We start from the raw sequence: 15,309 nt of genomic DNA, 5'->3' as shown, positions 1-15,309 counted from the left end.
ACAATCTCATAGCGCTGTGCAAGCTTCATCATAAGATTACACATGCGGGAATGTATCGCGAGCCTACAAAAACAGATTTGCTTTATTTGGAACACAGAAAACTGGCACTTACGAAATTTTGACTTTTTAGCCCACAAAATTCTCCATAGTGTTCACGTGAACACTTTTGGAGGTGAGAAAATAAGTTGTGGGACGATCCAGAGTGGTGGGGTGATCGAGGATGATAAAACGAGTGAAGGAGAAGTTGAGGCGATGGCGGTGGATTGTGGGATGAGAGTTGAAAATGTGGTGAAAAACGGGTCAGCGCACAAAAAAATTCAACTTAATCTTTCCGAAAATACGCTTAACCAACTTTTGGAATTGCAAGAAAAAGGGCTTAAAATAGACGAATTGTTCAATGAATTTTTACAAAAAAGAAATCAGGAAATCGCGGAGGAGAAAGAAGAGATTGCGCAAGAGATAGCTAAAAAAGAGATTTCAAGATATGTACCACGAAAAGTTAAGGGAATTTTGAAAAAAGAATTCGGCACAAAATGTGCGGTGCGGAATTGCGGAAAAAACGCTGAACAGATTCATCACACGGCGCGATTTGAGCTTACCCATAGCCACAATCCATATTTCATGGCGCCATTCTGCAAAGCGCATCATGACATCGCGCACTCGATGGACGAGAGGTTTCTTCTGATGAAGGGGGGAAAGTTGCCAGGTGGTGGGACGAGTGAAGGTGGTGAGGCGACGAGGTGGTGGGACGAGTGAAAGTTGCCGGTGGTGAGGAAAGTAAAGTGGTTGGACGAAAGTTGGGCAGAGGCTTCCTGAAGGTGACAGGGTATGGTGAAGCTTTAAGATTTGATTAATTTCTCCTGAGAGCTCCCATCAATCTGAGTATGCTTATAAACAAATTAAAAATATCTAGATATAGAGCTAAGGCTGCATCTATATAACGATCCTCCGGATAATGTTTTAGCTTCTGAATATCGTACATTACAAATGCTGAGAAAAGCAGAACTCCAAAGCCGGAATAAATCATCTCAAATCCATTTCCCCATGGAAAAAATATGTTAAGAACTCCAATAATAATCATACCTATGATACCCATCATGAGTATGCCAGATAAACCTTGCAGATTTCTACCGGTCGTCCTACCTATTATAGCACTTGCAGTAAACATAAATGTCGTTGCAACCAAAGCCTTTATAATCACCTCATAGCCCCCAAATTCGAGCGCAAAACTAGCTATCAGAGGAACTACCGTAATACCTGACATAAGGGCAAACAAGGCAAATAAAATGTAATTTAGAGGTCTTCTTGTACTCCACATCCTAGACGTAAATATCAATGCCAATTCTAATCCAAATACCACAAAAAGCATCCATGGAGCTCCGATTATCATCCCCATCACGTAATCAGTACCAAAATACACTCCTCCGGCAGAGATCAAAATTGCTAAACCAAAAAAGAAATAGACTTTGTTAATAAACGTCGCATCCGCAGACTGAACCCCTTGCATACCATTTGTTGAGATTGGTGATTCCATTTTGTTTTAAGTTATTTTTAATACATTACAAAGATACATAAAAGAGAGGCCTTATGGAAGGCCTCTCGATTAAAGTTGAATTTTTTACAGAGATCTATCTTATGCTGCCTTCTATCTCTACAACGTCCAAAGCTTTCTTCAACATCTTTGCAAGTTCTGCACGGTTGACAAAGTCATCTACTCTAAACTTCTCCTTACTGCTATCAACTATGCCATATTTCACAGCAATAAACACAGACTTAAATGCAGGATGCGACTCTGGAATATCACTGAAAACTTGTTCAGCAACCCCCTCGACCTCAAGCTGAAGTGCTTTCACAAGTGTACTGATTACAACCTCACGAGTAACCAGCCCCCACGGTTCAGTATCAAAAAATATTCCAGCCTCTTTTAATCTGGATAAGTACTGCTCATACCATTCATCGCCTGTCTTCGCAGCCATCTTTTTATCATCACCTATCTTCGCAGCCGTAACTATCATCTTAGCAAATTCAGCGCCATTTGTAGGATCTCCCGGACGCACCATTCCATTGTTACCTATGATAATACCTTTCTCAGAAAAGGATTTCATTGGTTCATAATACCAATCATTATCATCAGCGTCCTTGAATACTATTTCACCATTCTCAAACTTCTCACGCCTGGAAGCCTTTTTCTCACCCTCCAACCAATGCTTCAAATTACTAAAGTCATGCTCAGTAAGGTTATCACGAGTAATGAAATCTTGTATCTTAGCTTTCACTCTTCCAGTCGCTTGTTCAGATAAATTGTCTAAAAGCACAATTTCTTTGATCCTCTCTAAATCTTGTCTGAAAGCAGGCTCTTTATCCAATCTTTCAAAATCCAATTTTTCAAATAGAAACATGGCGTCAGGAATTATATCTCGTTTTCTTGCAGCAAATTTATCTATATCAACGTTCCTAACTGTACGATCAAACACCTCTTTATCTACGCCTAAGTCACGAATCATTGCGACATCCTGGAGTGAAGCTTCTGTTACTAAAAGCATTTTCTTCAAAATAACTTTTGCATCACTGTCGGATAAGTCATCAACCATTTTGAGCACATCCTGGCTACCTACTGTATTTTTAAACTGCTCTTTTACATCTGGCACGAAACCACCGCCATTCAATTGAAATTCGGGACGACGCTCACGATCATCTCCGTCACGGTCGCCTCTATCCTCTCGAGGATCTTCATCAAAAGATGAATCATCAATACCAAGGCTTTTTACTTCTTTCATAAACTCATTTCCAAGTCTCTCAACTTTTTTCCAAATCAGGTCAACGGTATCAAGATCACCTTTCGAAGTAGCATCTTCACCTTCTTTGATTAGGCCATACATCTTTTTTATAAGCTCTGAAAAACTGCCTACGTTTTCACCTTTAGATTCACGGTCTTGCACCCATCTTTCTACTTTCATAACCTTAGCACGAACTGCCTGAAAACTATCAGCATTGTAATCTTGTGTTTTCTTGGCATTTAATTGATGCCAAGCTTCCGGCCCGAGAACTTCCCAATAATTCGAGCTGTGTACGCTATCAACCGCGTCTCTGAATTTCTTATGAACATCCCAGTATCGATCCATCATATCGTATATGTCCACACCCGACGTCATAGACTCAACGATCGATACAAGCTCGTCTTTCAAACTTACTATTTCCACAACTTGAGACTGCACTTTACTCAAAACTCCTTTCACATCGGTGGCCGGAGTCACACCAACTCTAGCAGCCTCTCTTTCATACCCTTCTACTTGATGTTCAAACTTCTCAACCTCTCTCTCGAAACGAATAGCATCCATTCTAACCCTGATAAGATCACCTTTTAATTGAAATGATTCCAATGTTTTTTCACATTCAAGATATGCTTCATCTTTTTCTCCATCTTTTCCTGACATCTGCGTACATTTCTTAAATATTTCATCAAATTCAAGACCTAAGAGTTTAGAATCTTCTACAAGTTGCTTCAATTCTTTCAACAGCTCAGTACCTCCACCTCTCCTTTGAAAGTCATGCCCCATAACCTCATGTTCACGCTCCGCCTCCTTTGCCACACGTATCAAATCCTCTCCAATATGTTTGAATCTTGATAAATCTCCACCACCTCTATTTTCACTATTATCCATATGTTTAAAAGATGGAGACCCATTCCCGAATTCATCTTGACGACGCTCCTCTTCATCTCTCATTCGCATCCCTTCTTCCCTACCCATACCTTCTTTAAATTCTTCTACTCCACCTCTTGCGTTATGACCTCCACAGTATCTTTTTTTAATTGCATCAAGAAGTCTAATCTCATCCTCATTTAAATTACTCGAGTTCATATCAAGACCCATCACTTTGGCAGCCTCTCTTACTTTATCTTTACAATCTTCGCCACCATTGATTAATATTGGCGTAGGAGTGAACCCTTCACCGTTAGGATTTGTCCTTGGCATTGGCTTAACAACCATTCTATCTCTACCATCTGCATTATCTTGCTCTCCACAGTGTCTAAGCTTAATTGCTTGAAGAGTCCTTAGCTGATCCTCACTCAAAGAATGTGAATTCATATCTATTCCATTTCTCTTCGCATCCTCTCTAACTTTATCCTCACAGCTAACTCTATCACTTCCATCTGCATTCATAGTTCCACCGTTATCAACAACTGGCCTCTTATTATCAAGAGGCTGAGCATCAGTAGATCGATCTGAAGACCCATTTCCAGATTCTTCTTGATGACGCATCCTTTCTTTCATTTTCATCTCATCTTGATCACGCATCTCTTCTTCTCTCCTCTTTATTTCATCTTGACGACGCCTTTCTTCATCTCTTTTCATCTCTTCATCTTGATCACGCATCTCTTCTTCGCTCATACCTTCTTTAAATTCTTCTACTACACCACCTCCTGTGGAAAAAAGTGTAATTTCATCAAAGGCATTAAAAAGATTTGCATGTAAGGCCTCCATCGTAATTGGAATCGCAAGCATAAGGAATGCGAACATCAGGCCAGTAACCATTAGAACCACCTTAAGTCCTTTTTGATTTTTGTTAGACATTTTGTTTTGGGTTAAAGAAATGTTTTTAGAATCAATAAAGTATCTGGTAATCATAACATAAAAAGAGCCGGCGCGCAAGTGCCGTCTTCTAAATAGGTATATAGTAATAGGTATATAGTACACATACATTTAGGACACCGTGGTAGAATTAAATCGCTCTCTCAAGTTCGGAGCCATCAAATTCCGCTTACAAAAGCAACGTCTCAACTACACTGTCCTAAAAGTGTGCATGTGGGTAAGAAACGTACGAAATAACGTACGAAAAGTGTGCACGTGAACACTTTTAGGTTCATTTAATGGCTCAAGGAAGCCATTTTTATTTCAAAAAAGTTACGTCAACATACCTGCGTCAACTCACCAATATCAGCATGCGAACTTAAAGAGACGGGGCGAGGATTTGGCGTACCAACGGGAGTACCGATTTAGTCTGAAAACAGGCTTAATAACCACGTTTAATACGCCTGATCGTTTCTACGATCCAATTCAACCAATATTTTTTTGTAATTGGAAGGTCCTGACAATGCAATATTTGCCGCCCCTCTCCACCAAATCCTTTTTTGAAAAAGCTCAAACCCGCCCATGGATGTTTTGGTGCATTATCCACTACTCCCCAAAAATTATAAGTATGCATGTTACGGCTCTTCGCCTCTTTGATCGCTTCCCATTGAATCAAGTAGGATGCAGGAATTTTGTTATATTCTGTAAGAGATGCTCCATGATGATAAGCCCCTTCGTCCCCATAATACATAATTACCGCTCCTGAAATAGCCTTACCTTCGAACATACCGATAAAGATTTTTATCTTATCCAAAGGGGCGAAAACCCTCCGCTGTGCATCTAAGAATTTTTTGCTATATGGCACAAACCCCTGTCTTTTTGCGGTCTCTTCATGAATCGCATAGAAAGTATCAAGAAGCTCCTGCGTTGCGCCGGATTTTATCGATACACCATCTTTTTCTGCGCGGCGCACACCGTACCTAGTGTTTTTACGCATCTGTGCAAGGATCTCATCTTCTGTGCCAGATATATCAAGGAGCCACAAGAGCTCCGGGTGCACCATGTGCACCGGAGCTCCCTTAAACCCATATTTCTTAAATAACGCCTTATTCTCTTCTGTCTCATCAAGCAGAGGACTAAGTCTTATAAAGTCGACTTTGTGTGCAGTCGCATATTTCTTTAAAAATGGAATTAAAGATTCAAATTGTTTTTCACTATGAACGCCATAAGGACAAAAAAGATAAGTCCCCCTCCTCGCTCTAAAAAGTATAAATAAAAGACTCTGCATCAGATTACCACTCTCAAAGATTCCAAGATAAAGTGGCTCATACCCTAAATCTTTTTGTAACTGACCGTATTCCCACGATTGCAAAAAAGACGTCTCAGTACTCCTCCGACCCCTCTCGTATTCATCCTTATTTTCTATTTTTTTTATTTCGTACATTTTATTTTAAAAAAGTTTAAGGATTTTCTCCGCTTGTTTCAAGTCCAGTGTATTGTATGTCGGCAAATTTACAACCCTAGAACATATATCCTCCGTGACCTTACAATCCCCATCATTGTAAAAAGTTTTTTCCATCGCACATGTCGGCGGTGCAATAGGCGACGCATACCAATCTCCAAGAATAATCGAGGATTTTTTTGCTTTACGTAATATCGCATCCATATCTTTTCTTGTTGGCATTAAAACCGGATATCTCAAAAATATCGCACCTTTATATTTATTAGGATCAATCACTTTAATTCCTTTTTTAGATTTAAGTTTATTGTAATATTTCTGTGCTAAATTTCGACGATGAGTATTAAATTGATCTAGCTTTGTAAATTGATAGAGAGCGAGCGCTGACAATGCGTTACTCATTCGGAGTGGATATGGACATTTAAATTCACCACTCTTCTCACTCTTTTCAACTTCCATAGTTAGCAGCTTAAGCTTCTGCAAACCAACCAATAGAACCTTACCTAAAACACCCTTGTTGTACAACTTTTTTATACACTCCATTGCGATAGGATGAAATAAATTTTTAGCAGTCACTAAGTTCCTCGGATATTCCGAAGATTTCAAAATTTCCTTAATCGCTCCCGCATATTTCTCATTTTTTGTTACTATCATTCCACCGCTAACACATGAAATCACCTTTGAACGACCAAGGCTAAAAAAACCTATATCTCCAATAGTCCCAACATATTTACCGTTTGATTTCGCACCCATCGCATGAGCGCAGTCCTCTATCAAAATCAATTTTCGTCTTTTGCAAATCTCCTGAATTTTCTTCATATTCGCAGGCACACCGAAAGTATGCTGCACCATTACAACTTTTGTACGTTTCGTAATTTTCTTTTCAAATTCATCCGGATTCATATTATAATCACTCGCATCAATATCGACATAAACAGGCTTTAACCCATTCCAAACAATAGAATTTACAACGACCATACATGTGAAACTCTGCAAAATAATTTCATCTCCCTTTGCAAATTTTAGCGCCTGCAAAATTGCATAAAGAGACTCACGCCCAGAATTAAGCGCAAATGCATATGGCACCTTAAAATATCCACAGAACTCTGATTCAAGTTTTGAAATATTTCGACCACTCCGCCACGCCAACCATTTCCATGGAAGAAATAACTGCTTAGCCGCTTCTTTCACGTCCTTGGCAGTAGAATTCGGTGACAATGCTATATTTATATTTTCTTTCATTACGTTATTTTAAAAGTTCTCGCATTACAGCCTCAGCGCCACGGCTCTCAAATAATATCACAGCTTTTTCATTCTCGGAAACACCCTTTATTGCTTGTAAAATCACCTCTGCGGAATCACTAAAAATATATTTAGATTCATCATAATCCTGGCCAAGCCCAATCATAATCGGTTTCAAAAAATCCTCCGATGTAAATACTGAAAAATCACAAATTGCCCTGATCTTTTCTCCAACATTTATATGCTCAATATCTGTTTTTGCACCAAGCTCAAGCATACCCGGGAAAATAAGTATTTTTTTATAACCTTTGAAATTCGCCAAATAATCGAGAGCCGCACGAACACCATCCGGGTTCGCATTATAACTATCATCTATCACAAAAATATCGGCCCCACGTGAAACAGATTCTTTTAAACACATAATTCCGTCAGGCATTTCAATCTTACGAACCGCCTTTGATATCTCTTGCAAAGTCATACCGCATTCATGTGCAACCGAAATTGCCGAAAGTAGATTTGGTAAATTTTGCTTACCAAATACAGGTGCCATGAATTGCACGCCATGAATATCAAAATCAATTTCTCGCTCTTTGACATTTACATGCAAGGCCATAACTTTCGCAGTACCTTCGCAGGCATAAGAAATAATCTTTTTGTCACTTCCGCTCGCCCATTTCAAAAGCTCGCTCGCCCCTTCACTATCATTATTAAAAAACGCCACCCCATCATCACCAAGCGATTCTATCAACTCATATTTCGCCTCTTGTATGTTTTTTAATGAACCAAATAATGCGAGATGTTGGTCGGCAACAGCCGTAACGACACCTATATCCGGATGCACTATGTCACATATCGCTTTGATCTCACCTTTTTTGTATGCACCCATCTCGATGATCGCATATTCATGTTCTGTTTTAAGTCCCTTCAAGATTTCCTGAGCCACTCCTATATCTACGTTTGTATTTCCGGGAGTCTTAAAAACCTTCCCTTTATAGTGCGACTCCAAAATCTGATACAAAAATTCTTTTGTACTACTTTTACCGTATGAACCGGTTATTCCTATAACTTTCATCTTATTCGCAGCCATCTTCCGTTTCGCATTTAAAATAACCTTACGCTTCATATGCGCAGTTATCGGATGAAACAAAAATACAACCAATGAGTTCAAGTCACCCACCAAAATACTTATAACAAGTATATACAAAGCAACTCTCCCTATCTCTAGGACAGAATAATTTACGATCAGACCGAGTATCATCATCAAGAAAAATGTTCCCGCTGTAATCAAAAATGCCTTAGTAGTTTTTTTCGGACGAAAAACTTGCCTTGAAATTACTCGAGTTAAAAATTCCAACAACTCGAGCGAGAGCGCCAATAATGCATAAAAAGAAAAAATACCGATATCTTTTACAAAGAAAAAATGACCTATTCCAATAGCCAATAATAAGACCTTAACAATCTGAAAATTTGGCATGATCTTATGTAGTCCAGACCTTGTCCTCATAGAGTCAATCATCCTATCGAGACGATACTCCTTCAACTGCCACAAGTATGTGTAGTATATCGCCCCATTCAAACTTGAGAAGATGTATAGAAGTATTAAAAACGTAAACATAGTTAATCTTTAAAATATTCCTCACTATCATTCACTCCGTATACTAGCATGAGTATGATTAATTGAGCGACATGTTTTTATCTTGTGATCACCTTACTTTCTAACATAGTACAGATTCACTTTTTTATCGATTTTGTACTTTGCATTTTTTGTCTCCTCATTTAGCCTGACACACCAATTTATTACACCACCTTCTTCACCTTCGATTAGTCCCGCATGCGCAAGCCGTTCATGCGATTTACAAAGTGGCACTAAGGTATCTGGGTCATGAGCTCCATCGAGCGCGAAGCGCTCGGTGTGATGCAAAATTTCATATGGCTTGCTACATCCCGGATATGCGCAATGCCCACTTGTTTTTGCAACAACATATTTCTTAATCTTCGCAGGAATATAACGTTTTCCGGTATTTACGGGCTCAGGTTTTGGCTCTTCAAACGCTTGATTCGCAAGCTTATCCAAATTTGCACAACCCCCATCACTCTGACCTTTTTCCACAGAGTCCAACATGTAATTTAGAAATTCATCCCACTCCTTCTCACCTTTTATTTTTTTCAATCTCTCAATCGTTTTCACATTTAATTTCATATAAATTGACTTTGTTATGCGGTTTTTAGGACTCTGACTCGTACTAGTACAAGATTCCTGCGGTGGTTCATTTTCTAACTTCATGGTTTCTTTTCCGTTATCCACAGCTGATTCTACAGGAATATTCCGCACTTCACCTTTGTATTCTTTTACGTATGTTTCCAAAGTGTTTTTACTCATGGTCATCGTCTTGGTCGCCCAAAACTTTTCACTTTCTTCGGTCACGATTGTCAGCACCGGACGCACTGCATTTATCCCTTTTTGCTGCGCAATTTTTTGCAACATCGGCCTGTTATCAAGCTTTTTCATAATCCAAAGAGCATCATCGACCGCATACGTGCTCATACCAGCAAACACGCGCGCATATTCATAAATATTTGCAAATCCCTTGGCTCGCCACACTTCTTGTTGTTGAATTTTTGGAAGTAACATCTTACATTTTTGTATCCATTCTTTCGCATTGAGACCGTATGTTTGGAATTCGAGATGCAGAGTGTTGATTTGCTCTTTAGATGTTTGTGTTTCATTTTGTTTTTGAAAAATTGTTTTGAATTGGTTCATGAGCGTGTAATTATGAAATTGCTTTTGAAGGAGAAAATCAGTTATTTCTCTACGAGAATTTTACCATACGCTCACCATTTTGAGTCAACATAAAAGTCTCAAAAATGCGCGCCCAGAAGCCATAATACGACGTTTTGACTGGACGATTTTTAGAAATATTACATGGTGGCGCTTCATTCACCCTTAAGGTGGGTCTGGCAAAGCTGCATTCCACAAAAAACCAACTATATTTAATGCCCATTCGTAAACCCAACCTGTTCTAACCAATAAATTCATCAATCCAACCACCTATTTCTTTTGCGTGGGTTTTGTGGATCCCATGACGACCACCTTTTATTATTTTTAAGCTGGAATTTTTAATTTTATCATCCATAATGTATGCGTCAGAAACCGGTACATAAGTATCATCAGTGCCCCAAACTATCAATGTTGGACAATTTATTTGTTCAAGATTGCCGGTTAAGTCCTCGCCTATAACGTTTAAGAATGTTTTCCTCATCACGCCTGATGTGTTTTCGTAGTCATGTACACGCAAGATTCCGTACATTAATTTACGAGCTGAACGCTTAAACAAACGAAGTGGTGGTAAGTCGAAAATACCGGCACCGAACTTTGCAATATTTTGCAGGACTCTCTTACTAAATGAGAGACTATGCTTAATACCGGCTGGAGCAATAAACACTATTCGATTTAAAGTCGGAGACTTTAAATCTCCAGGTGTTTCAAATAATTTTAGAATAACCCGGCCTCCGAACGAGTGAACTACAACATTATACCCTCCTTTCAACCCATATTTTGTATAAATTTTTTGTACAAACTTTTCAATAAAAGCTGAATAATCAGCGATACACCAAGCTTTTTTTGGCATAGCACTCTTGCCAAAGCCAGGCATATCCAAGCTAAATATCTTATACTTTTTCTTCGACAAATATCCTGCCAGTGGCTTCCACGAATGCAAATCCCCACCCCACCCATGCAGCATAAAAAGTGGCCTACCAGAACCAATGGATGCATATCTTATCTTCATGCCATCTATCTCAATATATGTTATATACTTCTCAAATTTGTCATTTATTGGCATATTATTTGCACTTAATTTAACTTGCATAAAGAGTGAATAATAGGTAAAACTCCTGTACTGACTATATCATAATTCTAACCTTGAAAAAGATGAAAAAGTATTCGATGTCCGTTTACATCCTACCACTTATTATCGTAACCACACTTATTTTGTCTGCATGTGGCACTGACAACGCAAGAATCGAAGCCTGCAATACAGATTATCAAAGCGCACTAACCCAAGGGAGTTGCGTGATGCAAATCGCTCTTGAAAAAGAAACTGAGAAATCGGCACTAAAAACATGTGACAAGATAGAAAATGGAGTTCGTAATACATGCATACGGAACGTCGCTGTGAAATTTGATCACAAGGACCTATGTTTTGATAATGAGAATGAAATTGAGACATATATATGTTTATCAAATCTAGCCGAGAAAAATAAGGATGCAGAGATTTGCTCGGAGATAGCGCGCAGCAAAGATAAAGAATTTTGTTTCAGAAAAGTTGCCGTAGCAAGCCTAGACAATAGCATTTGTGAACAAATTACCGAGAATGAAGAATTTAAACAAACGTGTATTGAGTCAGTTGAATACATAAGAACCTATGAGCCGGAAGAAGTAGAAGTAGAGGCAGAGACAGCTACAGAGGCAGAAAGTGAAACTGAAGTTGTACCAACTTCATAAAAAGTCCCCTTGGAGCCTATTCAATATTACCTTCAACACCCCCATGCTTAATCTTTTTAAGAAAAATCGCTCGGAAAAATATCATGTACTCGCCCTAGATATCGGGACAGAATCCGTAAAAGCTTTGATATATGAGACCGATGGCAACAAAGGTAAAATAATAGGAATTGGTAAATGTCGTCAAAAATTGGGCGACATGCAAAGTGGCGCTATTACCGACATAGCTGCTGTTATTAAAAATTGTAATACCGCTATCAAAAATGCGGAAAGAATTGCTGACGTTATGCCGGGCCAATTGATACTTGGCGTTGCCGGCGAACTTGTCAAAGGTATCACAACAAAAATCACCTACATCCGCAAATCACCGGAAACAAAGATAAATATAGATGAGCTAAAAAATATCGTACACAAAGTACAGTGGAAAGCCTACGACAAAGCTCGTGAAGAACTCGCATATGAAACCGGTTACAATGAGATAGATGTCAAACTCGTAAATGCGGCAATCGTTGATGTCCGCATAGACGGATACAAAGTCTCAAACCCAATAGGGTTTGAAGGGAAGGAAATAACTATGAATGTATTTAATGCATTTTCACCATTAATTCATTATGGTGCTTTGCAAACCATAGCTGCCGAACTAGATATGGAGCTACTTGCAATAACTTCTGAGCCATATGCAATCTCACGATCCATACCAAATGAAGATGGCGGACATATGAGCACTATATTTATAGATATCGGAGGTGGCACTACGGATATTGCAATCGTTGCAGATGGCAGTCTCGAAGGAACAAAGATGTTTAGCCTTGGCGGAAGGAGTTTTACCAAAAGATTAAGTCAAGAATTGAACATATCTTTTGATGAAGCCGAAGATATAAAAATCGCCTATTCAGAGGAGCAGCTCGAACAACAATCCAGTAAGATTGTGCGAGAGGCCATGCGGAGCGACAGCGAAGTATGGCTTGCCGGAGTTTTACTCACACTAAGTGAATTTGAAAATATCGAAACTTTCCCATCTAGAATATTGCTTTCAGGTGGTGGCTCTAAACTTCCGGAAATCAAAGAAGCCCTTGAATCACGTGACTGGCATAAAAAGTTACCATTTGCTCGCAAGCCACAGATAAGCTTCATGAAGCCCAAATATATAACTTCATTAACTGATGATACCGGTAAAATAGTAGACCAGCAGGATATAACTCCAATGGCACTTGCCCACCTTGGAATAGAATACACCGGAGAAGAAAAAGTATTATCAAGCTTACTACGAAAAGTAGTAAGGATTACAAGTTAACAAAAAAAATGACCAACGAAGAGGAAAAGCCAATAAGCAGTGGCCATAAAGTTCGACCACCCATAAAAAAAAAGATAGTTTATATAGAAATCGATGATGAAATAACTACGATTTTTGACTGCGTCAAAAATCTACCAAATAAAAAAATATACTTAGTTGTACCAAAACGGGCCGCACTTTTTCATAGTATTGTTAATTTAAAAATAATAAATAAAAAACTTGTTGATATTGATAAGGAGCTCTTTATCGTAACCAAAGATACAGTTGGATTGAAACTTGCCGCCCAAGCCGAGATAAAAAGCTTTGACTCTCTTGATGCTGACCTTATAGGTACGCAAACCCAAAAAACTAAAACAAACGTCCACGAACCAATGGTGGCGCTAAGCAATGAAAAGCTAGATGATGACCCAAAACGGCGCAGACTAAAAAAATTATCTATAATAGAAATCGTTAAAAAAACCCGCGACAATGCAAGTAGCAAGTTCGACCTTTTGACAAATATAACTAAGATCACAGAAAAAATCGGGAAACAAAATGACAGGAAACTAGTATTCGTTACACCGAGCAAGCGAGCATTCTCAACATTGATCATAGCAAGTATTGGACTCTTTACCTTGATCGCCTATTTTGCTTTGCCCGGAGCTCTGATCGAGCTCACAACAAGCCCAAACACTCTACAGAGAAGTGTAAATATAACTCTTGCAGACAAAACACGTAACCCTCGGTTATTTAGCACCTCTCCAGGCAATATTATAGAAACCTACAAAGTAGAAGAAACAATCAATAAAACAATACAATATAGTTCTACAGGACACCTTTTTGAAGGATCAAATTCTTCCGGGGAAATAACTATAATCAATAAAAGTAATCACAACTGGCCACTCGTAAAAGATACTCGATTCCAAACAGAGGATGGCCTCGTATTCCGTATAAAAACGGATGCCATAATCCCAGCTAGCAGAGAGATTCCGAAGATACGCGAGAATAGAAGTGCTTATGCAGACAGCGTACCGGGAGAACTCGCTGTAAGTGTCGTTGCTGATATTGAAGATGCCTACGGACAAGTTATAGGTGACAAAGGTAATATAGGACCTTCTCATTTTTTCGTACCGGGCCTTTCCAAAGAAAGTCAAAATCTACTTTATGGAGAGAGTAAATTCAACTTTACAGGTGGAGAAAGCATAAGTTCACCACGAGTGGTGAAGGAAGACATAAGTGCCTCAAAAGAAAAGTTATTGGAAGTCATGAAATCTGATGCTGTCAGTGCGCTACGAGATAAAATCGAGATGGATAACAGTCTCAAAAACACCAATTTAAAATTAATGGAGGATTCATTTGTACTAACCTTCTCAGAACCCAAATACACCGTCGCACCTGACCTCATCGATAAAGAATTGCAAGAATTTGACGTATCAGGAGAGGTCAAAGTCACCGGAATCGCATACAATTTCAATGAAGTAATGAACATCCTTCGTCAAGATTTACAGACTCACAAAAGCCCTGATAAACGACTCGTATATATATATGATCAATCATTTGCTTATGACATAGCTGATATAGACAAGCAAACCGGAATTATAAAAATAACCGCCTCAATAAAAGGCATCGAAGAATTCGACATCAATCCGGACAGTGAAACCGGACAAAGGCTTATTAAAAAAATAAAAGAACATGTCATCGGCAAAAGTAAAAAAGAAGCCGCTGACTACATCCAAAATCTCCCGGAGATAAACAAAGTGAACATAAGTACATGGCCAAGCTGGGCCCCTAACCTACCAGCTGTCCCAGAGAACATTAAAATAGAAGTAATCCAAGGCGAAGCTATAAATGTGTCTTCTGAAAACACCGAAAGTAATAATTAAGCAGCCTGCTCTTTACCTGCCAATACATCTGCTATCCTAACTCGCACAGTTCTTGCACGTTCTGAATGAGCTAATTCACCAATACGACTTAAATGATCCTCAACGTCCGATAAAGTAAGTTCGAAGCCTCTTAATTTTTGCTCAACCTTACCTCTATATGGACTTCCTCCAAAATGCATATCACCATCTTTCACTCTAACTTCTATTTCATCCTCAGTACGTTTTCGATCAACCGGTCTATCATTTTCCGCATCCATGTTTAAAATGTTATAAAATAAACTCCACTTGCAATTTATGCTTAATTTGAAATTTGTCAATATTTCCATGTACATAAAAACCGTATTGTCATATACATATACTTTTCAGTAGAATGCCAAAGA

Annotated in this window: 12 protein-coding genes; 4 read left to right on the top strand and 8 right to left on the bottom strand. The window is 38.8% G+C overall.

What is annotated here, in order from left to right:
• Nucleotides 1–156 precede the first annotated feature (156 nt).
• Entirely contained in the window at nt 157–756 is a 600-nt protein-coding gene (locus Q8P68_05195) for a hypothetical protein (protein ID MDP4008557.1), read from the top strand.
• A 94-nt stretch (nt 757–850) separates the two neighbouring features.
• Here Q8P68_05195 and Q8P68_05190 read toward each other — a convergent pair whose 3' ends face one another.
• The 7 genes from Q8P68_05190 to Q8P68_05160 all read right to left on the bottom strand — a co-directional run bounded on the left by Q8P68_05190 (nt 851) and on the right by Q8P68_05160 (nt 11,141).
• On the bottom strand, nt 851–1,534 hold the full coding sequence (locus Q8P68_05190; protein ID MDP4008556.1) for a Bax inhibitor-1 family protein: 684 nt from the start codon (nt 1,532–1,534) through the stop codon (nt 851–853).
• A gap of 94 nt (nt 1,535–1,628) precedes the next feature.
• Entirely contained in the window at nt 1,629–4,574 is a 2,946-nt protein-coding gene (locus Q8P68_05185) for an S-layer homology domain-containing protein (protein ID MDP4008555.1), read from the bottom strand.
• Nucleotides 4,575–5,013: 439 nt separating this feature from the next.
• Nucleotides 5,014–6,015, bottom strand: a complete 1,002-nt coding sequence (locus tag Q8P68_05180) for a peptidoglycan bridge formation glycyltransferase FemA/FemB family protein (GenBank protein MDP4008554.1) — start codon at nt 6,013–6,015, stop codon at nt 5,014–5,016.
• A gap of 6 nt (nt 6,016–6,021) precedes the next feature.
• The gene (locus tag Q8P68_05175) at nt 6,022–7,272 is read right to left on the bottom strand and encodes an aminotransferase class I/II-fold pyridoxal phosphate-dependent enzyme (protein ID MDP4008553.1); all 1,251 of its coding nucleotides are present in this window, start codon (nt 7,270–7,272) and stop codon (nt 6,022–6,024) included.
• Between the two features lie 4 nt (nt 7,273–7,276).
• The gene (murF, locus tag Q8P68_05170) at nt 7,277–8,887 is read right to left on the bottom strand and encodes a UDP-N-acetylmuramoyl-tripeptide--D-alanyl-D-alanine ligase (GenBank protein ID MDP4008552.1); all 1,611 of its coding nucleotides are present in this window, start codon (nt 8,885–8,887) and stop codon (nt 7,277–7,279) included.
• Between the two features lie 93 nt (nt 8,888–8,980).
• Nucleotides 8,981–10,033, bottom strand: coding sequence for an HNH endonuclease signature motif containing protein (locus tag Q8P68_05165; GenBank protein MDP4008551.1), 1,053 nt, complete (start codon nt 10,031–10,033; stop codon nt 8,981–8,983).
• Nucleotides 10,034–10,292: 259 nt separating this feature from the next.
• Complete coding sequence (locus tag Q8P68_05160; GenBank protein ID MDP4008550.1) at nt 10,293–11,141, bottom strand: alpha/beta hydrolase; 849 nt, start codon at nt 11,139–11,141, stop codon at nt 10,293–10,295.
• A gap of 62 nt (nt 11,142–11,203) precedes the next feature.
• On the opposite strand from Q8P68_05160, the gene Q8P68_05155 reads away from it, so the two are divergent.
• The 3 genes from Q8P68_05155 to Q8P68_05145 are packed head-to-tail and all read left to right on the top strand — an operon-like array spanning nt 11,204 to nt 14,929.
• Nucleotides 11,204–11,776 carry a hypothetical protein gene (locus Q8P68_05155; GenBank protein ID MDP4008549.1) on the top strand — a complete coding sequence of 191 codons (573 nt, stop codon included), beginning with the start codon at nt 11,204–11,206 and terminating at the stop codon, nt 11,774–11,776.
• A 43-nt stretch (nt 11,777–11,819) separates the two neighbouring features.
• Nucleotides 11,820–13,067: a cell division FtsA domain-containing protein gene (locus Q8P68_05150; protein MDP4008548.1), complete on the top strand. Its 1,248-nt coding sequence runs from the start codon at nt 11,820–11,822 to the stop codon at nt 13,065–13,067.
• Nucleotides 13,068–13,075: 8 nt separating this feature from the next.
• Complete coding sequence (locus Q8P68_05145; GenBank protein ID MDP4008547.1) at nt 13,076–14,929, top strand: hypothetical protein; 1,854 nt, start codon at nt 13,076–13,078, stop codon at nt 14,927–14,929.
• On the opposite strand, the gene Q8P68_05140 is transcribed toward Q8P68_05145, so the two are convergent.
• Complete coding sequence (locus Q8P68_05140; GenBank protein MDP4008546.1) at nt 14,926–15,186, bottom strand: hypothetical protein; 261 nt, start codon at nt 15,184–15,186, stop codon at nt 14,926–14,928. The two genes, Q8P68_05145 and Q8P68_05140, sit on opposite strands and share 4 nt — an antisense overlap.
• Nucleotides 15,187–15,309: the final 123 nt, after the last annotated feature.

The sequence above is a fragment of the Candidatus Peregrinibacteria bacterium genome (assembly GCA_030700255.1).
Lineage (GTDB): Bacteria > Patescibacteriota > Gracilibacteria > UBA1369 > JABINC01 > JABINC01.
This window is presented reverse-complemented; position numbering and strand designations above follow the sequence as displayed.